Genomic DNA, 21430 nt, shown 5'->3' on the forward strand with positions numbered 1-21430 from the left:
AAGTGAAGGAAAGCCTTTATTTAACGAGCCGCTTTTCCTTGGAAGGTCTGTACCCGAAGTACGAGCTATAACACTTGCTGAAATGACTGGGCGACACAAAACCACAGGCCACCAACACGTCGACCTGGGACAGTTCGGTGTGCTGGAGCAGTCGCCGTGCTTCGGTGATGCGCAGTTCCATGTAATACCGCTGCGGCGTTGTACCGAGTTGCTCCTTGAACAAGCGTTCCAGTTGCCGCCGGGAACGGCCGGCATAGGCCGCCAGTTGCTCCAGCTCCAGAGGCTCTTCGAGGTTGGCGTCCATCAGCTTGACCACCTCGCGCAAGGGCGCGCTCACACAGATATTTTCGGCCGGTTTGATGCGCCGATAGCGAGACTCCTCGAACGCCAGAATGTCCTCGATCCCCTCGACCAGGGCTTTATCGTGCAGGCCCTTGATCCAGTCCAGCGCCATATGAAATGCCCCCGAGGGGCTGGACGCGGTGAGGCGGTCGCGATCAATGACGTAGGGTTCACTGGTGACTTGCGTCGCCTTGGAGATTTCCGCGAGTGCGGGGCGATGTTCGGGGTGAATGGCGCAACGATACCCATCGAGCAAACCTGCGCTGCCCAGAAACCATGCGCCATTCCACAACCCGGCCAGGCAGACACCCTGGTTCGCCGCCATACGCAACAGGCTGATGAACTCGTCATCAGCCTTGAGCTCTGTCCTGTAGCCGCCACAAATCACCAGCAGATCCAGGTCGTGAATGGCTGAAGCATCCAGACGTGCATCCGGCCGGATGACCAGCCCCAAATCGCTGATGACCTCGCCGTCGTTCAAACCGAACGTTCGCGAAGAGAACAACCTGGGTCGTAGAAGATTCGCGGTGACAATGGTGTCCAGTGCCTGGGTGAACGCGGGCAGCGAGAAATGCTCGAGCAGCACAAAGCCTGCCCGGGTCATACGAGCAGGCTCATCAGGGTTTTCATTCAGATAGCGGAGATTTTTTCCCTTCATGCCTCCGCTGAATTGGCGTCGTTCGATCAATGTTCGACCCACTCGGTTACTGCGTAGATAAAGCCTAATGCTAACTGTAGAAGCGCAAAAAGCCCTAGCACCATTATGCGACCGATCAAGCCAGTTGAAAGCCGTGACGAAGCGGGTCTTTGTCATCGACAAAAATGGTGTTGTGGCCGGTGATCTGCGCCCAGCCGCAGACACTGGGCCTGATGCCGTCAAACGTACCGACCTTTATCGATGATTCGACTTTCCCTTCGAAGATCGTCCCGATCAGGCTTTCATTGCGGAACGTGTCGCCTACCTTTAACCGTCCCTTTCCGACCAGTTGAGCCATCCGCGCCGAAGTGCCGGTGCCGCCGGGAGACCGATCAATGGCTTTGTCGCCGTAGAACACCGCACTGCGGCCATCCGCCGCTGTACCGTGCCCATCGTCGCACCAGATGATGTGGTGAACGCCGCTGATTCTGCTGTTCTCGGGATGTTCGGGATGACAAACCTCTGCCAGGGCCGTGCGAAGCTTCTGGCTCAGGCTGACGATGTCTGCCGTGCTCAGCCCTTGCAAGCCCGCCCAATTCTCCTGCGGCTCGACCACCGCATAGAAATTGCCGCCATAGGCAATGTCCACAATCAGCTCGCCGACGCCGGGCACATCGACCAGCACATCAGCGCTGTGCAGATAACTGGCTACGTTGAACAGGCGAATCGAGTCAACGAATTCGCCGCTCATGCTGTAGTCGACATCGACACGCCCCGCAGGCGTCTCGATGGCCAGCTTGCCAGGTTCGCGCGGCGTGACCAGGCCCTCTTCGATCACCACGGTCGACAAGCCTATGGTGCCCGCCCCACACATCGGCAGGCAGCCGCTGACCTCTATGAACAACGCACCAAAATCACAATCATCACGCGAGGATGGATAAATGATCACACCGGACATGATGTCGTGCCCCCTGGGCTCGAACATCAACGCGGTTCGAACCCAGTCATGCTCGCGCACAAAGATCTCACGTCGTTCGGCCATCGACACCGACGGCAACAGAGGCCCGCCACCTGCCACCACCCGCACCGGGTTACCGCAGGCATGGGAGTCAATGCAAAAAAAACTATGTCTCATGCTGAAACCCACTCAAAGATGTTGGCTTGGGGAGTGACGTTGCAACGCGCCGCGTGACAGGCGATCCAGCAGCAGTGCAATAGCAACAATCGCCAGACCGGCACGCAGCCCTAACCCCATCTCCATCCTGGAGAGGCCTCGGGTCACTTCAGCCCCAAGACCTCCCGCCCCTACCAGACCTGCCAGCACCACCATCGCCAGGGACATGAGGATGCATTGGTTCAGACCAACCAACAGCGTGGGTGCGGCAGTCGGCAGTTCGATCTTGAACAGAATGTCCCTTGGCGAAGCACCGGAAGCCTGGCCCAACTCGAGCAGATCTTTTGGTAGCTGCTTGAAAGCAAGGGTCGTCAGTCTGAGCATCGGTGGGATGCCATACACAATCGTCGCGATGATTGCCGGCACGCGTCCCAGGCTGAAGAGAATCACAGCGGGAATCAGGTAAACCCACGGTGGCACGGTTTGCATGATGTTGAGGATCGGTAAAAACGCCTCGTCGACCCGCTTCACACGGGCCGCCAGGACACCCAGCGGAAAGGCGATGGCGACCGATATCAAGACCGCCACGGATACCAGCGCAATAGTCTGGATGGAAGCGACCCACAGTCCAGAGAACAAGCAAAAAGCCAACATCAAAGCAGCGAAAACAGCGACTCGCTTGTTAGCAAAAAAGAACGCCGCTACAACGACAATTCCAATGAATAAATAAGGATGGGGAGCAAGCAGAGCCGTTTCCACTGCGCCGAGTATCGCCTCGATGACGTGGCTAATGCCCATGAACAAGCCGTGTAAATTGGCGTTCAGCCAGTCAACAGCGGGTGCCAGAAACTCGCCTGGAGAAAATTGGATTTGCGTTGTCATTGGGATTCTCCCATCCGGGACCGTGCAGCACTCTGGGCCAACCGATCCAGAATCATGGTCAGGATGACGATGGCTATTGCCGCGTTGATCGACTTGGCGATATCCAGTGTGCGTACCGCCCCGTAAATGGATTCGCCCAAACCACCAGAGCCGACGATGCCAGCGATCACCACCATGCCGAAGGCCATCATCAGGCTTTGATTAACCCCGGCCATGATGCTGGGCATGGCGAACGGCAAGCGGATTTTGAAAAACATCTGCCACCGGGTGACGCCGCTGGCATCCCCCAGCTCGATGAACTCCCGTGGGGTCATGCGAATCCCCAGGGAAGTCAACCGCATCGCCGGTGGCACCGCAACGATGAAGGTCGCCAACAGTGCCGTGGCCGGGCCGTAGCCGAGCAGTGCAATGGCCGGCAGCAGATAGATGTAGGGCGGCAAGGTTTGCACCAGATCCAGACAAGGATCGACGACGCGATCAAAGGATGGCGCCAAACCAGCCAGCACGCCCAACGGAATCGCCACCACCAGTGCCAACACCGTGGCGGTCAGTACCAGGGCGAGCGTACTGACCGTCTCTGGCCACAAGCCAATGATGTCGCAGAACATCAACGCCAGACCGGTGAGAATCGCGAATCGAACGCCAACCGCTCGCCAGCCGATCAAGGACAGGACAATCGCGATGACGTAATACGGCGGATAGGCAATGCACCACAGAACGCTTTGGTAAATGCCCTTCAGCAACGTATTAGCAGTGTCGAACACAAACTCGCCGTTATCCATCAGCCATTCCAGGCTCGAGTTGACGGCCGAATCGAATTGGTTGGAAAAGTCAGGCGTGCTCATGATTCCTCCAGAACAGTGGCGGCTGATGAGCCAGCGAACTCATTCGGAATACCTTGAACGCCACGCAGCAGATCACGCAACGTAATGACGCCGACCACCGCACCGTTATCCACCACAGCGAGCGCATCGCGGTCGGACTTCATCGTCAAGCCGATCAGCTCGTTGATATCCGCGTCGGGCGAGGTTTTGGTCAGCTTGGCGATGTCGCAGCCAGGGTTCGCAACCTTGTAAGGCTCGACGGGTGTCATCACCGATTGAGCTTTGACCAGATGCAATCTGGAAATGCCTGCGACAAATTCCGCCACGTAGTCATCCGCCGGGTTCAGCACGATCTCCTCGGCAGTGCCCACCTGAATGATCGCGCCATCTTTCATGATCGCGATGCGGTCACCGATACGGATCGCCTCGTCTAGGTCGTGGGTAATAAAGACTGCGGACTTGCCGAGCTCCTTGGTCAGTTGCCGGAACTCGTCCTGCAACTGCCGACGAATCAAGGGGTCAAGCGCACTGAACGGCTCGTCCATCAGGATCACTTCAGGATCCGCCGTGATCGCTCGCGCCAGCCCTACCCGTTGTTGCATGCCACCGGACAACTCGCTGGGATAGCGCGAAATCCAGTCGCTCAAACCCACCTTGGCCAACGCCTGCTCGGCTACTTTGTAACGCTCGGCCTTGCCCACGCCTTGTACTTCCAGGCCAAACGCGGTGTTCTCCAGAACCGTGCGGTTAGGCAGCAAGGCAACGCTCTGAAAGACCATGCCGATGTGACGCGCCCTCACCTCCCGCAGCTCTGCGGGAGTCAAGGATGAAAGGTCTTTGCCTTTGACCAGAACCTTACCGGCACTGGGCGTGATCAGTTTGTTCAGAAGCCTGATCAGGGTGGATTTGCCACTGCCGGACAATCCCATGATGCAAAAGATTTCTCCTCGGCGAACCTGGAGACTGACGTCGGAGACCCCGACCACGCAGCTGTAATCTTGCAGGATCTGGGTCTTGGTCAGCCCCTGCTGAACGACAGCGTTCATCGCAGCAGGTGCGCCTTTACCAAAGATTTTCCAGACGGACTGGCAATCTACCAGCACTTCGTTCGTGTCTATTTTGGGGGTTGTCATTTTCGTACCCGTCGAACCAGTTTTTCTGGTTTTTCTAATGAATCAAAGGGCGGCAGTGGCTTGGAAAAAGTCGTTGCTTATTTCTTTATGTCTTCCCAGCGCTTCAGCAGCTCGGCGTGGCTATCGGTCCAGCCTTTAACGGCCTGTTCCATGGTTTTGCCGTCCTTCACTTCACCATTGATTGCGGTGATGTCGTTGATCGGCACATACACGCTGGCCATCACTTCACGTGCGTGCGGGTAGCTCTCTGTGAAACCCTTGTGACCGATCCAGTAGTAACCTTGTGGCGGCGGGAAAACGCCTTTTGGGTCTTTGAGGAACTTCAGGTCGAATTTCTGCGCCATCCACGACGGTTCCCAAACGGTGACCGCCACCCACTCTTTACGATCAACGGCCGATTTCAATGCGGCGGTCATCGCTGCGGTACTGCCTTCGAGCAGTTTCAACTTGATGCCGTAAGCGCTGACGGCTTTGGTCGCATCGCTCATCAAGCCCGAACCCGGTTCGATACCGATGATTTTTCCGCCAAACTTTTCCGAGTTGTCGTTCAACTGATCGACAGAGTCGATATCCACATATTTAGGAACGGCGATACCTTGGTAGAGTCCATAAGAAACTGGGGACAGCTTTTCCAGGCGGTTCTTGTTTTTGCTCCAATAGTCGTTCGCTGCATAATCTGTTTGAGAGGCGAGCACTTGAATATCGCCCTTGGTCAGCGCCGCGTAAGCAATACCCCACTCGGAAAACTCAACAACTTTTACGCTATAACCGGAATCCTCAAGTACCTTTTTGGTAATACCGGTAATAGGCGTCAAGTCTTCCCATGACAAGGTACCCATGGTGATCGTTTTTTCTTCGGCGTGAACTGGCAAACTCATTAAGCCAGCCACAGCGACAGCGCAGATAGCCTTCCAAATCTTTTTCATGGCGAACTCCGATCTACGGTTTACAACTTGAGATTAGGCCTTTATGAAATAAAAGCCGGATGTTTGAAGCAATTCAGCCCTCTCGCCCTGCCCTCAGCGCCTGCCAACGAATAACCGAGTTGACACCCAGTTTGGTTAATAGCCTGGGTGGAAGCCGGCTAGGCCCTGGCATTTGACTGAAACTTTCCAACAGCGGTGAATGTGCCCCGCTGGCCAATTCGGCAGCCATCACGCCTGCCAACGTACTTTTAACCGTCCCCAGCCCGTTTTCGCAGCACGCCGAGTAGAGGTTTTCTTCTATTTCGCCAAAGGCTGGCGCGCTGTTGCGGCTCAAGCAGAGCCGCCCTGCCCAGCTGAATTCCAGCGGAGTCGATTTCAACTCCGGGAAGCGTGCGTCCAGCGAATGCCGTTGTTCTTCGGCCACTTCAGCAACACGCATCGGCGTTACTTGAATACTGGGGTCATAGGTAAACTTGGTTCGAATAACAATGCGCGAAAGTCCGTTTGAAGTGATCTTGCGAACAGTCGCCCCCATGGGATCCGCCGGTAATAAAGCCCAACGCGGTTTGCCGGTCACCGGCCTGTCAAACTCATCATGACTGTAAGCAGCGGTCATCGAAGCATAGGTAAACACATGCAACAGTCTTCCTTGAAAATGGCCAAAGTCTTCGACATGGCCATTGACTGCAAGAATCACTTTAGGCGCATTAACACCACCACGATGGGACTTGGCCGTCCAACTATTCCCTGACTTCGACAACTCGATAATCGGCGACCGCTCATACAGACTGACGTTCTTATCAAGTCCAAATGCAAGGTCCCTTATATATTGAGCCGGTTGAATCATTACCGCGCCGGGCGTATACAGCCCGCCATGGTAATAGTGAGAGCCGGTTATCTCTTGCATCTGCGCAGCGTCGAGCAGTTCGTATTGTTCGCCAATACCTTTCAGTGATTTTGCATAGTTGTCATTGAGCTTCATCCCCCGCTCTGTTGCCGCCGCGTTAATCTTGCCGGAGGGGTCGAAAGTCTCCGTAGACATGCCGTACTCGCGCGCGGCTTCTGCTGCGAAAGCAATGGCAAAGCGGTTCTGAGCGATTTCCTGCGCCGTTGCAGACTCACCGGCAACCGAATACTCCCCGGATGAAAGACTGTGCGGCACGTCAATCATGAAGCCCGAGTTCCTGCCGGCCGGCCCCTTCGCCACTTCATGGGCGTCGACAATCGCGATGCTGTCGCCCGGATGCAACTGGGACAACCTGCGAGCGGCGGAGAGACCGGCAAAGCCTGCACCGATAATCAGCCAGTCCGCCGTCACGCGCCCATCAAGCATGCGGACAGGCGCAGTGCGTGTGGATATCGCCTCCCAACCTGAAACCCCGGTGTCTACCGGCAGACGCTTGATGGTATGGGTGCTCATTTTTCGGTCTCATCAACCGACCGATCAGACACATCGATCCAGATGGTTTTGATTTCGGTGTACTGATCGTGAGCAAAAATGGATTTGTCCCGACCACCGAATCCCGACTCTTTGTAGCCGCCGAAAGGCGTCGAAGCATCACCCTCACCAAAGCAGTTCACAGTGACGATGCCGGCGCGAATTTCTCGCGACAACTTGATGGCCCGGCGCAGGCTACCGGTATAAACAGAGGCGGCCAGGCCGTACACCGTGTCATTGGCCAGGGCGATCGCTTCGGAGATCGAACTGAAGGTGGTGACCGACAGAATCGGGCCAAAGATCTCTTCCTGGAACAACCGGCTTTCTCTGTCGACACCGTCAATCACGGTTGGCTGTACGAAGGCGCCGTCTTTAGTCTCACCGCCGTACACAACCGCCAGCTTTCCAGCGGTGGCTTGCTCAAGGTACGACTTAACTTTCGCGAAATGCTCAGGGCTGACCAGCGCCCCCACACGGTTTTGCGGATCGAGGGGATCACCCATTTTCCATTCGCGGATGTAGGCGCCCATGCGTTGCAGCAGCTCGTTTTTCACGGACTCGTGGACGATCAGGCGTGAGGTTGCAGAGCAGTTTTCGCCCATGTTCCAGAACGCACCGTTAACCACATGTTCGGCAACACGGTCCAGGTCTTCGGCATCGTCCATCACCACGGCTGGGTTTTTACCGCCACATTCGAGCACGATGCGTTTGAGGTTCGAATCGGCTGCGTAATGCAGGAAACGACGACCGGTGGCGGTGGAACCCGTGAAGCTCACCATGTCGACATCGTTATGCAAACCGATCGGCTCTCCGACTTCCTTGCCAGTGCCGGTCACGATGTTCAGCACACCGGCAGGTACGCCGGCTTCAAACGCCAGCTCCGCGACTCGCAACGTGGTCAGCGTGGTCTGTTCGGCGGGTTTGACGATGACCGAGCATCCAGCCGCAAGCGCCGGGCCGATTTTCCAGGCCAGCATCAACAGGGGGAAGTTCCAGGGCAATACGCAGCCCACCACGCCAATCGGCTCGCGCACAACCATGGTCAGTGCGTCACTGCCCACCGGGGCGGTGTTGTCATAAATCTTGTCGATCAACTCCGCGTGCCAGCGCAGGGTGTGAATGGTGTCCGGTACATCGACCAACTGACATTCACTGACAGGCTTGCCGCTATCGAGGCTCTCCAAAACTGCCAGTTCGTGCTGATGGCTTTCAAGCAGATCCGCGAACTTCAGGAGAACGGCTTTGCGCTCCCTGGGAGAAATCGATCTCCAGCGTCCATCCTCAAATGCTTCTTTGGCATTACTGACCGCTACGTCGACATCCTCGGACGAACAGGCAGCGACGTCGGTCAAAAACTCACCCGTTGCCGGATTGGTCGTAGCGAACGTTTTGCCAGAGAGCGCCGGTTTGAACGCGCCATTGATAAATGCGTTGGAAGGCAACGAAATGCTCTTGGCGATAGCGGCGTATTCGGCCTTGCTCAGAAGATCACCCATGGCTGGCTCCCGAAGTGATGTTGCCAACGTTGCGTTTCAGTTCGGCGATGACCGATGCAAGGCTTTGCTTTTCTTCGGCATGAAGCGGCTGGAGCGGCAAGCGCACCTCCCCTACTTTCAGACCGTTAAGCTCGCAACCGTACTTGATCGACTGCACGAACTTACCGCCGTCCAAAGCATTCATCAGCGGCATCATCGCCGACATGATCCGACGGCCTTTATCGAAGTCTTTCTCGATCACGCAGGCTTCATAAAGCGCCACGTGTTCTTTGGGCAGGAAGTTGGAACCGGCACACACCCAACTTCTGGCACCCCAGGCAAAAAACTCCAGTGCTTGGTCATCCCAGCCGCATGACAGTGCGATGTTGGGGAACTTACGCGCGAGCAGATGCACCTGCCCCATGTCGCCGGAGCTTTCCTTGATGGCAATTACGTTTTTCGATTGGCTCACACGGGTGAAGTAATCCTCATCCATCGAAACGCACATGCGACCCGGGTAGTTGTAAAGCATGATCGGCAGGTCGGCAGCGCGATCAATGGTCAATGCATGTATCGCGTTTTCCTCGGAGGTAGGGAGCGCGTACGGCGGACTGGTGACGAGAATGGCGTCCGCTTTGATCGCTTTGGCATCCTTTGCATACTGCACCGCATCTTCAGTGCGAATGGCCCCCGTGCTGACGATCAGTTGCACCCGAGTGCCGATCACATCTTTCGCATAAGCGGCAAGCTCAGTACGTTCTTCTGCAGTCTGCGCATAATATTCGCCGGTCGACCCGCCGATAATAATGCCGTGTACTTTCGCTTCGATCAGCGACTCCAATACTTCGGAGTACACATTCCAGTCGATCTCCCCATCAGGATTATAAGGAGTCACCGCGGGGGTATAGATGCCTTCAAATTTCAAGATGATTTCTCCGAAGATGAGTGACGTGGAAGGTCAATGAGTGCGTCCGCCTGGATGCCTTGAGGCGCGATAAAAATTTCCATGTTTTCTCGGGACAGTTCCCAGTGTTCAAACACAAGATCAACGACTGCACCTTCATCGCGACGCTCGATAGCCTCGATAAACGAATCATGGTGGCAGGCGGACAGATCAAGGCGTTGTTCCATATCCTCATTCTGAGGTCGGAAAAATGTATTACCGATTCGGGCGTGATCAATCAGCAGTCTTTCCAGGCTGGGCTGCAGATATTGGTTGCCGGCCATTTCGCCCATGATCGCGTGAAAGCGATTGTTCTCGACGACCATCGCCAGCGCATCCCGTGAGGTGGTGGCGTGGCGGAAGCGGTATTGCGTGTCTTTCAGATCGATCAGCTGACGTGGCTTGAAGTTCTGCACCGCGAGACGACCGATGGCTGCGTACATCATCGGTGCAACCAGGAAGAAATTGCGCAGTGTCGAGTGATTCATCGGGATAACCCGCGCGCCGCGGTTCTCTCGAATGTCGATATAACCTTCACCGGCCAAACGACGGAAAACTTCTCGAACGGGGGTGCGGGATAAGCCATAACGCTCGCTGAGAATCACTTCATCCAGCGCCTCGTCTGGGTCCAGTTCCATCGTCAGGATTTGACGTTTCAAGTCTTCGTAGAGACAGGTTTTGCCGTTTTTCACGAACGACCTCCAGAGTTGATTTCGCCGTCAGATGCGGGTGGCTGATGGGGTCAGACTCGCATGGGTTTTCGGGGTGGTCAATAGATTGTATTTCTTGTGTATACATAGAAAACACATAAAAAATTCACCGTGAATTTTGTATTTCTCCTTTAAATTCATTCAGTTATTTATCTATTCGAAAAATGACTTGGTCGCTTACAGAAAAGAATCGCGTCGCTTTTAGAATGCAATTGCCTAGATCAATCTCTAATAACGCTTATTACCAAGCGCACCTGTGTTTTGCGCAGTTGGCCCGGGACGACACGTCAGGGAGCGTTTGCGACACGCCATCAAGGTAATGGGGAGGCGTTACTGAAAACGGAAATTGACGAGCCGCGTCAAAAAGGATGAGAAGCGTCCATTTCCTCACCTGCTCGGAGGACAATCGGGTGGTGGAATGATCTGATCCGGCACCACCCAAAAAACAGGTTCAAATCACAGAGGAAGGGAACGGTCCTGAATGACCCGTTTCATCACCAGGGTGGATGTCAGGCGCTGGACGTTGGGCAGCGTGGAGAGGCGCTCATCATAAAGCTGCTGGAAAGACGGCAGATCCCGAGAGACGACGTGGAGCAGGTAATCGGGCTTTCCAAAAAGCCTTTGCGTCTCTGCACATATCACCGCCGCCGTTGCCATTCCTACCGTCGGCATCGGTGCTGGCAACGGTTGTGACGCTCAAGTATTGGTGTGGCAAGACATGGCGAGACTGCGCACCGGACCTCGGGGGAGCTGAACACTGAAGTTGTCTAGTCATGAAATAGGTTTACACCTGTTTCACCCCAATGCCGTCCCCTATTCCGAAATAGAACTTCCCACATCATCCTGCGAACACCGTCGCAAGAGTAGCCACCAGGAGAGAGCCGAGACGGTACAATTCCGTCCTATCTGATTTTCGTTTGCAATGTTTTTGTCAAACTGGAAAAGTTTCTCAGCATCCCTGAAAAAGAAAACACCCCCCCATTCGTAAGCTTTACCACCACGCGTGGGCTACCTTTATCTCGGCGTAACTGAACGTCTAAAACATCCCTCAACAGGAAGGTTTTTTTCGTGAATCCGTAAATCTCCACACGTGTCTCATCAACGCGAACTGAAAACTTGAAAAGATAGGCGGCGTATATGATTACAATCGTGGCAAAACCAAAGCACATCAGGTACCCGACCGACGAAATCGGTTTCGCAGGATTATCTGAAATGGCTGGAACGATTATGAAAATCACAGAAACGGCAACTGCCAGAAATACAACATGGAAGGGATATCGGTAAACAGTCTTCCCTTCATTTGGGGCGCGAACCGGCATATCACCGACAGATGCTAGTCGCTCTTGTTGCCCCATCGATTCAGCCCGCAGTTCATTAAGCAGCTTTGCTGTCGCTATCCACACTACGAAGGCTATGAATAGATAAGCCATGCAAAAGTAAAGCCCCGGCGAAATTCGTATACCCCACCATTCAAAAAGCCAATCTCCGCCTTTCACCGCCACGAAACAGCCAATGACGACCAAAACTAATGCTCTGACAATATCCGGAAAGTACTTTGGTTTTTTCCTCATTTGCCACGCTCCTTCTGCTTACACAGAATTTAGTCGTGTTGCATCGACCAGTTGAATCCACAGTCGAAACCAGCCCTTCGCACCACACAACAATCGACCAATTACACCCCGCATCGCTATCTGACGCCCTGCTGGTATTCACGGGGCGTACATCCAAACTCGCGACGAAACACCGTGTGTAGATATTGAGCGGATTTGAAACCGCAATTACGGGCAACGTCCGCAATCGCTGTGTCGGTATTTTCCAGGCCGCTGGTGGCGGCCGCCAGTTTGAAACGCAGAATCTCGTCGTGCACGCTGCAGCCTCGCACAGTGCGAAAGTGCGACTCCAGCGATGAGCGCGACACGCCGACATAAGCCGCCACTTGCGCCGTCTTGATGCCCTGGCAGGCATATTGGCGGATAAACAGCAGCGCTTGCATGACGTAGGGGTTGCCCAAAGGTTGGTGCAAACTCGACACCTGCACGTTGATCGCATCAGGCGGGATCAGGATGTGCGTGCCCGTGGACGGCTTGCCATGCAGCATCTGGTGCAGCAGTTGCGCGGCGGTGCGGCCCATGGTTTCGGTGCCCTGGATGACCGAGCTCAGGGGGACCCGGGTCAGGCTGCGTGTCAGGGGGTCGTTGTCGATGCCGATCAACGCCACCTGCTCCGGTACGGCGATTCCGGCGGTCAGGCAGGCTTGCAGCAACTGCCGGGCGCGGGCGTCACTAACGGCGATGATGCCAATGGGCTTGGGCAGGCTCTGGAGCCAGGCGATCAATTGTTCGACGGCGCTGTCCCAAAGCGGTGCGCTGGTACCCATGCCGCGATAGACCTCGGCGTGCAAGCCGTCACGTTGCATCAGTCGTCGAAAGGATTTTTCCCGCTCCTGAGCCCAACGATTTGCCTGCGCTTCAGGCAGGCTGAAGCAGGCAAAACGCTGCAGCCCTGCCTCGATCAAGTGCGTGTAAGCCAGTGTGATCAGTGCGTTATTGTCGGTAGCGACGTACGGGATCCCTTTCGGATAGGCCCGCTCGTCCTGATAAGAACCACCCACCGCCACCACGGGCAACTTGATATCGGCCAGCGCCTCGCCAATCAGCGGATCGTCGAAGTCGGCAATGATTCCGTCACCTTGCCAGCGCTCGATCCCTTTCAACCGGCAGAGAAAATCCTCTTCCAGGAACAGGTCCCAGGACGCGCGGGTGCTGCTCAGGTAGTTGCCGATGCCGCTGATGATGCCGCGGTCATAGATCTTGCTCCCGTTGAACAACAGTGCGATGCGGTGAACAGGCGGTACGGTTTTCATTGTTTTTATGCTTGTTCCGAGCCCCTTGTCACGGAGGCGGTTTGCACAGACTAGGCGTGCAGACGGCGAATCTCAATACGCAAAATCGCACCCGCTGTTGGTGATTTTCATAATCAGCAGGCACGGGGCCGTTGTTAGTATCGAGACACGCCCAAGAACAACAAGGACATTGCCAATGCCGTACTTCCCCGATGTCGACCGGATCCGCTACGAAGGCCCTGCCAGTGATTCTCCCCTCGCCTTCCGTCACTACGACGCCGACAAAATCATCCTCGGCAAACCCATGCGCGAACACCTGCGCATGGCCGCCTGTTATTGGCACACTTTCGTCTGGCCGGGTTCGGATGTGTTCGGTGCAGGTACTTTCAAGCGCCCGTGGCAACACGCCGGCGACCCGATGGAGCTGGCCATTGGCAAGGCGGCAGCCGCGTTCGAGTTCTTCTCCAAACTGGGTATCGACTATTACTGCTTCCACGACACGGATGTCGCCCCGGAAGGCAATTCGCTGAAGGAGTACCGCAACCACTTCGCGCAAATGATTGATCACCTGGAGCGACACCAGGAAGAAAGCGGGATCAAGCTGCTGTGGGGAACCGCCAACTGCTTCAGCAACCCGCGCTTTGCCGCAGGCGCCGCCAGCAACCCTGATCCTGAAGTGTTCGCCTGCGCTGCTGCCCAGGTATTCAGCGCCATGAACGCGACCCAACGGCTGAAAGGGTCCAACTACGTGTTGTGGGGCGGTCGCGAAGGCTACGAAACCCTGCTCAACACCGACTTGAAACGCGAACGCGAACAACTGGGCCGCTTCATGCGCATGGTGGTCGAGCACAAGCACAAGATCGGTTTCAAAGGCGACCTGCTGATCGAACCCAAGCCGCAGGAGCCGACCAAGCACCAATACGATTACGACAGCGCCACCGTGTTTGGCTTTCTCCAGCAGTTCGGCCTGGAAAAGGAAATCAAGGTCAACATCGAGGCCAACCACGCGACCCTGGCCGGTCATAGCTTTCATCACGAGGTTGCGACGGCCGTCTCGCTGGGGATTTTCGGCAGCATCGACGCCAACCGCGGTGATCCGCAAAACGGCTGGGACACCGATCAATTCCCCAACAGCGTCGAAGAAATGACCCTGGTCACCTATGAAATTCTCAAGGCCGGCGGGTTCAAGAATGGCGGGTTCAACTTCGACTCCAAGGTTCGCCGCCAGAGCCTCGATGAGATCGATCTGTTCCATGGTCACGTCGGCGCCATGGACGTCCTCGCCCAGTCCCTGGAGCGGGCAGCCGCCATGGTGCAGAACGACCAGCTCCAGCAGCTCAAGGATCAACGCTACGCCAGCTGGCAGCAGCCGTTCGGGCAGGCGGTGCTGGCGGGTGAGTTCAACCTCCAGTCATTGGCCGAACACGCATTCGCCAACGAGCTGAATCCGCAGGCCGTCAGCGGCAGGCAGGAGATGCTCGAAAACCTCGTCAACCGGTTTATCTATCGCTGATCGCCAACGGGTCTGCGGGCGCAACAACGCGGTGACATTCGCACGACAAATCTGTGTCCGCTGCGTCTGCAGATTCTCTACAGTTCTACCAGCCCGATACTCATCATCAGGCCGTGTCTTTCAAACAAAAATAAAAGGACGCACCACCATGAAGAAAGTAAAACGCGCGCTATTGGCCAGCGCCCTGGCTCTGCTGTCGCTGCCGGTGATGGCCGATGCCGCCCACCCGAAAATCGGTTTCTCCATTGATGATCTGCGGCTGGAACGCTGGTCACGTGACCGCGATTACTTCGTTGCGGCGGCGGAGAAAATGGACGCCAAGGTCTTCGTACAGTCGGCCGATGCCAACGAGCAAAAGCAGATTTCGCAAATTGAAAATCTGATTTCCCGTGGCGTCGATGTCATCGTCATCGTGCCGTTCAACGCCACGGTCCTGACCAACGCAGTGGCCGAAGCGAAGAAAGCCGGAATCAAGGTCGTGTCCTATGACCGTCTGATACTCAACGCGGATATCGACGCCTACATTTCCTTCGATAACGAAAAGGTCGGCGAGATGCAGGCCAGCGGCGTGCTGCACGCAGCGCCCAAGGGCAATTACTTCCTGCTCGGTGGTGCGCCCACCGACAACAACGCAAAAGTCCTGCGCGAAGGGCAGATGAAAGTGCTGCAACCGGCCATCGACAAGGGTGATATCAAGATCGTCGGCCAACAATGGGTGAAGGAATGGAGCCCTACCGAAGCGCTGAGCATTGTTGAAAACGCCTTGACCCGCAACGCCAACAAAATCGACGGCATCGTCGCCTCCAACGACGCCACGGCAGGCGGCGCCATCCAGGCCCTGGCCGCTCAGCAACTGGCCGGCAAGGTGCCGATTTCGGGGCAGGATGCGGACCTTGCAGCGGTCAAGCGAGTGATCGCCGGCACTCAAACCATGACCGTGTACAAGCCGCTGAAACTCATCGCCTCCGAAGCCGCCAAGCTCTCGGTGCAACTGGCGCGTAACGAGAAACCCGCCTACAGCTCGCAGTACGACAACGGCAGCAAAAAAGTCGACACCATCCTGCTCACTCCGACTCCGTTGACCAAGGACAACATCGACCTGCTGGAACAGGACGGGTTCTACACCAAGGCGCAGATTGCCGGAAAGTGATCATCACCCCGTAATGCCCCCTGCAGGAGCTCGCTCCTGCGGGACCAGCCCCGTACCTGCCGCTTATGAGTCTCTGCCATGTCCGACTATCTGCTGCAAATGAACGGTATCGTCAAAACCTTCGGCGGTGTCAAAGCGCTCAATGGCATCGACATCAAGGTCAAGCCGGGTGAGTGCGTCGGGCTGTGCGGCGAGAATGGCGCCGGCAAGTCCACGCTGATGAAGATCCTTTCCGCGGTGTACCCCCATGGCACCTGGGACGGTGAGATCCTCTGGGACGGTCAACCGCTCAAGGCGCAATCGATCAGCGAAACGGAAGCCGCCGGTATCGTCATCATTCACCAGGAACTGACGCTGGTTCCCGACCTGTCGGTGGCCGAGAACATTTTCATGGGCCATGAACTGACGCTGCCTGGTGGGCGGATGAATTACCCGGCGATGATCCACCGCGCCGAAGCCCTGATGCGTGAACTGAAAGTGCCGGACATGAACGTATCGCTGCCGGTTTCGCAATACGGCGGCGGCTATCAGCAACTGGTGGAAATCGCCAAGGCACTGAACAAGCAGGCACGCCTGCTGATCCTCGACGAGCCTTCATCGGCCCTGACCCGTTCGGAAATCGAGGTGTTGCTGGACATCATCCGCGACCTCAAGGCCAAGGGTGTTGCCTGTGTCTACATCTCCCACAAGCTCGATGAAGTGGCCGCCGTGTGCGACACCATTTCGGTAATCCGAGACGGCAAACACATCGCCACGACCGCCATGGCGGACATGGATATTCCACAGATCATCACTCAGATGGTCGGACGGGAAATGAGCAACCTCTACCCCACCGAACCACACGACATTGGCGAGGTGATTTTCGAAGCCCGCCACATCACCTGCTACGACGTCGACAACCCCAGACGCAAACGGGTCGACGATATTTCGTTCACCCTCAAACGCGGGGAAATCCTCGGCATCGCCGGGCTGGTCGGTGCAGGCCGCACCGAACTGGTGACCGCGCTGTTCGGCGCCTACCCCGGTCGTCACGAAGGCGAAGTCTGGCTGGATGGCCAACTCATCGACACCCGCACGCCGCTCAAGTCAATCCGTGCCGGCCTGTGCCTGGTGCCCGAGGACCGCAAGCGCCAGGGCATCATTCCAGACCTGGGAGTCGGCCAGAACATCACCCTGGCCGTGCTGGACAGTTACTCGAAACTGACCCGCATCGATGCCGAAGCCGAACTGGGCAGCATCGATCGAGAAATTTCGCGCCTGCACCTCAAGACCGCGAGCCCGTTCCTGCCGATCACCAGTCTATCCGGCGGCAATCAACAAAAAGCCGTATTGGCGAAGATGCTGCTGACCAAACCCCGGGTCCTGATTCTCGATGAGCCCACCCGAGGTGTCGATGTCGGCGCCAAGTACGAGATCTACAAGCTGATGGGGGCGCTGGCGGCCGAAGGCGTGTCGATCATCATGGTGTCTTCGGAGCTGGCCGAAGTGCTCGGCGTTTCAGACCGCGTACTGGTGATCGGCGAAGGCCGGTTGCAGGGCGACTTCATCAACCATGAACTCACTCAGGAACAGCTGCTCGCCGCCGCACTCAGCCAGCCTGACAGCCATAACAATAAAGATCGGAAATCCGCGTAAATGAATCAGGTCAAACAACTCTTCACCCGCTACAAGATGCTCGCGCTGGTGTTTGCCGTGGCGTTTATCTGGCTGTTCTTCAGCTGGCAGACCGAGGGCGGATTCCTGACACCGCGCAACCTCTCCAATCTGCTGCGCCAGATGTCCATTACCGGGATTCTCGCCTGCGGCATGGTGCTGGTCATCATCAGCGGCGAGATCGATTTGTCGGTCGGCTCATTGCTGGGCCTGCTCGGTGGCGTCGCGGCCATTCTCGACGTTATCTACCACATACCGCTGCTGGCGAACCTGAGCCTTGTCGTCCTGTGCGGACTGCTGATCGGCCTCGCCAACGGCTACATGGCCGCCTACCTGCGCATTCCGTCTTTCATCGTGGGGCTGGGGGGCATGCTGGCTTTCCGCGGCATTTTGCTGGGGATTACCGGCGGCACGACCATTGCCCCGGTGTCGCCGGAGCTCGTCTACATTGGCCAGGGTTATTTGCCACACACGATCGGCACAGGCCTGGGCGTTCTGCTGTTCGCACTGACGTTGTTCCTGACCTGGAAACAACGGCGCAATCGCGCCCTTCACGGCCTGGCGGCACATTCACTGGTGCGTGACGTAGCACGCGTGCTGTTGATCGGCGCGGTGCTGGCCGGCTTCGTCCAGACCCTCAACAGCTATGACGGCATTCCCGTGCCGGTCCTGCTTCTGCTGATCCTGCTGGGCGGGTTCAGCTACGTGACCAGTCAGACCGTCTTCGGCCGACGCGTCTATTCCGTGGGCAGCAACATGGAAGCGACGCGCCTGTCCGGTATCAATGTACAGGCCGTGAAGCTCTGGATTTTCGGGATCATGGGCGTGATGTGCGCCCTCGCCGGGGTGGTCAACACCGCGCGCCTGGCTGCCGGTTCGCCCTCGGCCGGCAGCATGGGCGAACTCGACGCCATCGCCGCCTGCTTCATCGGCGGCACATCCATGCGCGGCGGCTCCGGCACTGTCTACGGCGCCCTCCTCGGCGCGCTGGTCATCACCAGCCTGGACAACGGCATGTCCATGCTCGACGTCGACAGTTATTGGCAGATGATCGTCAAGGGCAGCATTCTGGTGTTGGCCGTGTGGGTAGATGTGAGCACCCGGACCGGACGACGCTGATCCGTTGCGGATGAGGCCAGAAGCGGTCAGTCGCTCAAAACACTTAAAAGCCACTGATTGCTAAAGCAATCGGGATCCGAGAATAGCTCACTCGGTCGAAGGGACGGATGCTTTGCTGCCCAAGCGGATCAGCTCATTGGAAAAACACAGGCCGACGATGATCAGTACTGCCCCTGCGTACAGGCTTTCGCGCGGTACTTCATTGAGCACCACAAACGCCAGCAGCGCGGCGAACAACGGCTCGGTCAGCTCCAGCGCCTGCACTTGGGATGGCTTGAGATACTCGATGGCCTTGGTGGTGCAGAAGAAGCCCAGGATTGTCGGCAGCGCGGCCAGCGCCAGCAGTGCGGCGATCGCCAGCGGCGACAGCTCGCCGATCGCGAAACCATCGGCCGCGGCCGGCATCAACAGGTACAGGCTGCCAAAGAACAACAATTGCCGGGTGAAGTGCAGCCCCCCCGACACACCCATCCGCTTCATGGCAACCGAAAAGGCCCCGTAGCCGCAGCCGGCCATGGAGGCTAGCGCAGCACCTTGCAGGGTAAAGCCCTGCTGCAGGTCGGCGCCGAAGATCACCGCGATCCCAGCGATAGCCAGTGCGGCACCCACGGTCGCGTTCGCGGTGATGGCATCCTTGAGGAAAATGCGCCCCAGAATGATCGAGGAAATTGAAGCACTGGCCATCAGCACAACCACCACACCTGCCGCAGCGTAGTGCCGATAGGCGGACGTTTCGAAGTGGAACAGCACAAAGATGCCAAGGAATGCGCAGATAGCCGCCTGAGTCCATTTGGTCGTCGACGCCGGACGCTTGAGGAAAAGCAGCAAGATCGAGAGAAGCATGCAACCCAGTACGGTCTTGATGACAGCGACACTGCTGGCGGTGAAGCCATTACTCATGAGTACTTTGCTGAGTACACCGATCGTTGCGTTCAGTGCCGCGGCGGAGAGGGCAAATATGATGCCTTTGCTGAAAGTAGATTGCATTGATGACGATCCCTGTCGCTGAATTGTCGTTCGATAGAATGCCGCCCTACATCGACGGCGCAAAGGTTGAGGATACGAAGATTCCGCCAACCCCACTATTTATTGTGACATAAGGGGCTAACGATTTTGTCGCCCCCAAGGGTGAAGTCAGAGGGCCTGGCCCTTGGCTATGCAATATGAGTTGACGAACGTTGCAGTGTGCTGCAAAGACTGACGTATATCCGGTTTGGCTATTCCATGTCTGTTGGCAAATTGCTCGACCGCTGCTGTATCAAAACGAGTGGTCTGGATAAAGTCCAAGGCTTCGGGTTTTGTATTCAAAAACCGCGCCACGGGAGGAATACTCAGTAGCAACTTCAGCAAACGGAGTGGAATGTAATGCTTGGGAGACTTTAAGCCCAAAGGTTGTGCCACCTGTACCAGGAGTTCTCGCAAGTTGGGAGTTTGGTCATCCAGCGCCAGCAGTTCCTGGCCCACCATGGCAGGATCAAAAGCACAAACCGCCACCAGCTCAACCAGGTAATCCACGGTGACCAGTGGCAGCCAGTGCTCGGCGGTACCGGGCACTGCAGTCAGCTTTCCCTGCACAAGGTTGCGTATCAGCTCCACCAGCGGCTGACCTTCAAGGATATACCCCGTGCGGCTGTGGCCACAAACCGTCGCGGGGTGGACAACGGTCATCTCCCCGCCCTTGGCGGACATGACCTCCAGGGTCGCAAAATGCGCCTCCAGCTTGCTCCCCTCGTAACCACCGACATGTCGGTAGACGGCAGGCCAATTCGTCAGCTCCGGATAACGAGGATCAATTCCGATGCGCTGCAGATGTTCATGATTTTTCAGCATGTAGCCGCCGATCATCACTAACCGGCTTTTTTGCTCAGCCGCCAACAGCGCCACGCGCTTTGCCCCTTCCACATTCACCGCACGAGAATGCTCCACTGAAAGCCCCCATGCGAAGTGGGCGCCCAGGTGGAATATGACTCTGGCACGCCTTAGCACTTCTCGGTCAGCAAGACTCAGCCCGAGGTTGTCCCGTTCCAGATCCCCTGCTACGGCAAATACCCGGGTTGCGCCCCCTCCCAAATTGTCGACTTGCTCCCGCAGTGCAGCTAGTCGCTCCGGGCGACGCATCAACACCCGAATGGTGTGACCTTTTGCACTCAGGTACGCCACCAAATGTTGACCGATGAAGCCGGTACCCCCCGTGACAAAGCACTCCACGCTCATTTCCCTGTTCCTTGTTTAAGGTGAGAAATCAAGCGTAAACTATCGACCCAACTCTACAGTCAAGAGGTGTTTTCATGAAAATCGGTGAACTCGAAACCCGCAGCGGCGCCAGCCGCCATACGCTGCGTTACTACGAGCAAATCGGCCTGATCTCATCGCTGCGGCAAACTAACAACTATCGCGTTTACACAGCGCAAACTCTGCAGGATCTGGACTTTATCCAGCGCGCGCAAAGCATGGGGTTTTCCCTGGGGGAAATAGGCGAGATTCTGGATGCGCAGCGGAACAAGCTGATCGATTGTGCTGACGGCGCTAAGCTAATTGAAAAAAAGATGGCAGAAATCAAACAGAAAATCGCCAGCTTCCAAAGCATTTATCGATATCTGGATGAAGAGCGTGCAAACCTCGAAGCCAGTGCTGCCAAGCAACTTGAGCTTCAGCAGCGGAACAACGCTTCCAACTGAACTGTCAGCTTCTGGGAAACGGAAGCTGCAGCCTGCTTACCGTTTCAAGCC

At 56.5% G+C, this 21430-nt stretch carries 19 protein-coding genes and 2 pseudogenes; 6 read left to right on the forward strand and 15 right to left on the reverse strand.

Annotated elements, in window-relative coordinates; genetic code table 11:
• Positions 1-16 precede the first annotated feature (16 nt).
• From PGR6_RS17150 to PGR6_RS17200, 11 genes and pseudogenes are all read right to left on the reverse strand, one after another.
• A complete protein-coding gene (locus tag PGR6_RS17150; protein WP_026331794.1) occupies positions 17-1000 on the reverse strand; it encodes a GlxA family transcriptional regulator in 984 nt (327 codons plus the stop codon).
• A 115-nt stretch (positions 1001-1115) separates the two neighbouring features.
• Complete coding sequence (locus PGR6_RS17155) at positions 1116-2114, reverse strand: 4-hydroxyproline epimerase (protein ID WP_064618546.1); 999 nt, start codon at positions 2112-2114, stop codon at positions 1116-1118.
• Between the two features lie 12 nt (positions 2115-2126).
• On the reverse strand, positions 2127-2975 hold the full coding sequence (locus PGR6_RS17160; RefSeq protein ID WP_028941380.1) for an ABC transporter permease: 849 nt from the start codon (positions 2973-2975) through the stop codon (positions 2127-2129).
• Positions 2972-3820 (reverse strand): ABC transporter permease, encoded by an 849-nt coding sequence (locus PGR6_RS17165; protein WP_064618548.1) that lies wholly within the window; start codon positions 3818-3820, stop codon positions 2972-2974. Before PGR6_RS17165 ends, PGR6_RS17160 begins: the two co-directional genes overlap by 4 nt.
• Positions 3817-4932 carry a quaternary amine ABC transporter ATP-binding protein gene (locus PGR6_RS17170; RefSeq protein WP_064618551.1) on the reverse strand — a complete coding sequence of 372 codons (1116 nt, stop codon included), beginning with the start codon at positions 4930-4932 and terminating at the stop codon, positions 3817-3819. Before PGR6_RS17170 ends, PGR6_RS17165 begins: the two co-directional genes overlap by 4 nt.
• A gap of 77 nt (positions 4933-5009) precedes the next feature.
• Positions 5010-5858 carry a glycine betaine ABC transporter substrate-binding protein gene (locus tag PGR6_RS17175; protein WP_028941377.1) on the reverse strand — a complete coding sequence of 283 codons (849 nt, stop codon included), beginning with the start codon at positions 5856-5858 and terminating at the stop codon, positions 5010-5012.
• A 73-nt stretch (positions 5859-5931) separates the two neighbouring features.
• Complete coding sequence (locus PGR6_RS17180; protein ID WP_064618553.1) at positions 5932-7278, reverse strand: NAD(P)/FAD-dependent oxidoreductase; 1347 nt, start codon at positions 7276-7278, stop codon at positions 5932-5934.
• Positions 7275-8792 carry an aldehyde dehydrogenase gene (locus PGR6_RS17185; RefSeq protein ID WP_064618554.1) on the reverse strand — a complete coding sequence of 506 codons (1518 nt, stop codon included), beginning with the start codon at positions 8790-8792 and terminating at the stop codon, positions 7275-7277. Before PGR6_RS17185 ends, PGR6_RS17180 begins: the two co-directional genes overlap by 4 nt.
• Positions 8785-9696: a dihydrodipicolinate synthase family protein gene (locus PGR6_RS17190; protein WP_064618557.1), complete on the reverse strand. Its 912-nt coding sequence runs from the start codon at positions 9694-9696 to the stop codon at positions 8785-8787. Before PGR6_RS17190 ends, PGR6_RS17185 begins: the two co-directional genes overlap by 8 nt.
• Entirely contained in the window at positions 9693-10406 is a 714-nt protein-coding gene (locus tag PGR6_RS17195; RefSeq protein WP_028941373.1) for a GntR family transcriptional regulator, read from the reverse strand. The genes PGR6_RS17190 and PGR6_RS17195 overlap by 4 nt, the downstream gene beginning before the upstream one ends.
• A 474-nt stretch (positions 10407-10880) precedes the next feature.
• Positions 10881-11054 (reverse strand): annotated as a pseudogene (locus tag PGR6_RS17200) (Lrp/AsnC ligand binding domain-containing protein); the annotation flags it as partial.
• On the opposite strand from PGR6_RS17200, the pseudogene PGR6_RS29535 reads away from it, so the two are divergent.
• Positions 11050-11163, forward strand: a pseudogene (locus PGR6_RS29535) (3-methyl-2-oxobutanoate hydroxymethyltransferase); the annotation flags it as partial. The pseudogenes PGR6_RS17200 and PGR6_RS29535 sit on opposite strands and share 5 nt — an antisense overlap.
• 163 nt (positions 11164-11326) lie before the next feature.
• Here PGR6_RS29535 and PGR6_RS17205 read toward each other — a convergent pair.
• Both PGR6_RS17205 and PGR6_RS17210 read right to left on the reverse strand, forming a co-directional pair.
• Complete coding sequence (locus tag PGR6_RS17205) at positions 11327-11995, reverse strand: hypothetical protein (protein ID WP_064618559.1); 669 nt, start codon at positions 11993-11995, stop codon at positions 11327-11329.
• A gap of 116 nt (positions 11996-12111) precedes the next feature.
• The gene (locus PGR6_RS17210; RefSeq protein ID WP_018930056.1) at positions 12112-13287 is read right to left on the reverse strand and encodes a XylR family transcriptional regulator; all 1176 of its coding nucleotides are present in this window, start codon (positions 13285-13287) and stop codon (positions 12112-12114) included.
• Between the two features lie 175 nt (positions 13288-13462).
• Between PGR6_RS17210 and xylA the strand changes: the two genes are divergently transcribed.
• From xylA to PGR6_RS17230, 4 genes are all read left to right on the forward strand, one after another.
• Complete coding sequence (xylA, locus tag PGR6_RS17215) at positions 13463-14779, forward strand: xylose isomerase (protein ID WP_064618561.1); 1317 nt, start codon at positions 13463-13465, stop codon at positions 14777-14779.
• Positions 14780-14927: 148 nt separating this feature from the next.
• Positions 14928-15929 (forward strand): D-xylose ABC transporter substrate-binding protein, encoded by a 1002-nt coding sequence (gene xylF, locus PGR6_RS17220; RefSeq protein WP_064618563.1) that lies wholly within the window; start codon positions 14928-14930, stop codon positions 15927-15929.
• A 78-nt stretch (positions 15930-16007) separates the two neighbouring features.
• Positions 16008-17564 (forward strand): D-xylose ABC transporter ATP-binding protein, encoded by a 1557-nt coding sequence (gene xylG, locus PGR6_RS17225; protein WP_018930053.1) that lies wholly within the window; start codon positions 16008-16010, stop codon positions 17562-17564.
• The gene (locus tag PGR6_RS17230) at positions 17565-18701 is read left to right on the forward strand and encodes a sugar ABC transporter permease (protein WP_018930052.1); all 1137 of its coding nucleotides are present in this window, start codon (positions 17565-17567) and stop codon (positions 18699-18701) included.
• An 87-nt stretch (positions 18702-18788) separates the two neighbouring features.
• On the opposite strand, the gene PGR6_RS17235 is transcribed toward PGR6_RS17230, so the two are convergent.
• Together PGR6_RS17235 and PGR6_RS17240 are read right to left on the reverse strand one after the other, a co-directional pair.
• Entirely contained in the window at positions 18789-19688 is a 900-nt protein-coding gene (locus PGR6_RS17235) for a DMT family transporter (RefSeq protein WP_018930051.1), read from the reverse strand.
• Positions 19689-19835: 147 nt separating this feature from the next.
• Positions 19836-20915 carry an SDR family oxidoreductase gene (locus tag PGR6_RS17240; RefSeq protein ID WP_064618569.1) on the reverse strand — a complete coding sequence of 360 codons (1080 nt, stop codon included), beginning with the start codon at positions 20913-20915 and terminating at the stop codon, positions 19836-19838.
• 74 nt (positions 20916-20989) lie between these two features.
• Between PGR6_RS17240 and PGR6_RS17245 the strand changes: the two genes are divergently transcribed.
• Positions 20990-21379, forward strand: coding sequence for a MerR family transcriptional regulator (locus PGR6_RS17245; RefSeq protein WP_018930049.1), 390 nt, complete (start codon positions 20990-20992; stop codon positions 21377-21379).
• Positions 21380-21430 lie beyond the last annotated feature (51 nt).

This window comes from Pseudomonas sp. GR 6-02 (assembly GCF_001655615.1).
Lineage (GTDB): Bacteria > Pseudomonadota > Gammaproteobacteria > Pseudomonadales > Pseudomonadaceae > Aquipseudomonas.

Bases quoted from the DNA above. Each gene is read 5' to 3' on its own strand.
- PGR6_RS17150 (WP_026331794.1), bottom strand. From the start codon at position 1,000: ATGAAGGGAAAAAATCTCCGCTATCTGAATGAAAACCCTGATGAGCCT.
- PGR6_RS17155 (WP_064618546.1), bottom strand. From the start codon at position 2,114: ATGAGACATAGTTTTTTTTGCATTGACTCCCATGCCTGCGGTAACCCG.
- PGR6_RS17160 (WP_028941380.1), bottom strand. From the start codon at position 2,975: ATGACAACGCAAATCCAATTTTCTCCAGGCGAGTTTCTGGCACCCGCT.
- PGR6_RS17165 (WP_064618548.1), bottom strand. From the start codon at position 3,820: ATGAGCACGCCTGACTTTTCCAACCAATTCGATTCGGCCGTCAACTCG.
- PGR6_RS17170 (WP_064618551.1), bottom strand. From the start codon at position 4,932: ATGACAACCCCCAAAATAGACACGAACGAAGTGCTGGTAGATTGCCAG.
- PGR6_RS17175 (WP_028941377.1), bottom strand. From the start codon at position 5,858: ATGAAAAAGATTTGGAAGGCTATCTGCGCTGTCGCTGTGGCTGGCTTA.
- PGR6_RS17180 (WP_064618553.1), bottom strand. From the start codon at position 7,278: ATGAGCACCCATACCATCAAGCGTCTGCCGGTAGACACCGGGGTTTCA.
- PGR6_RS17185 (WP_064618554.1), bottom strand. From the start codon at position 8,792: ATGGGTGATCTTCTGAGCAAGGCCGAATACGCCGCTATCGCCAAGAGC.
- PGR6_RS17205 (WP_064618559.1), bottom strand. From the start codon at position 11,995: ATGAGGAAAAAACCAAAGTACTTTCCGGATATTGTCAGAGCATTAGTT.
- PGR6_RS17210 (WP_018930056.1), bottom strand. From the start codon at position 13,287: ATGAAAACCGTACCGCCTGTTCACCGCATCGCACTGTTGTTCAACGGG.
- xylA (WP_064618561.1), top strand. From the start codon at position 13,463: ATGCCGTACTTCCCCGATGTCGACCGGATCCGCTACGAAGGCCCTGCC.
- xylF (WP_064618563.1), top strand. From the start codon at position 14,928: ATGAAGAAAGTAAAACGCGCGCTATTGGCCAGCGCCCTGGCTCTGCTG.
- xylG (WP_018930053.1), top strand. From the start codon at position 16,008: ATGTCCGACTATCTGCTGCAAATGAACGGTATCGTCAAAACCTTCGGC.
- PGR6_RS17230 (WP_018930052.1), top strand. From the start codon at position 17,565: ATGAATCAGGTCAAACAACTCTTCACCCGCTACAAGATGCTCGCGCTG.
- PGR6_RS17235 (WP_018930051.1), bottom strand. From the start codon at position 19,688: ATGCAATCTACTTTCAGCAAAGGCATCATATTTGCCCTCTCCGCCGCG.
- PGR6_RS17240 (WP_064618569.1), bottom strand. From the start codon at position 20,915: ATGAGCGTGGAGTGCTTTGTCACGGGGGGTACCGGCTTCATCGGTCAA.
- PGR6_RS17245 (WP_018930049.1), top strand. From the start codon at position 20,990: ATGAAAATCGGTGAACTCGAAACCCGCAGCGGCGCCAGCCGCCATACG.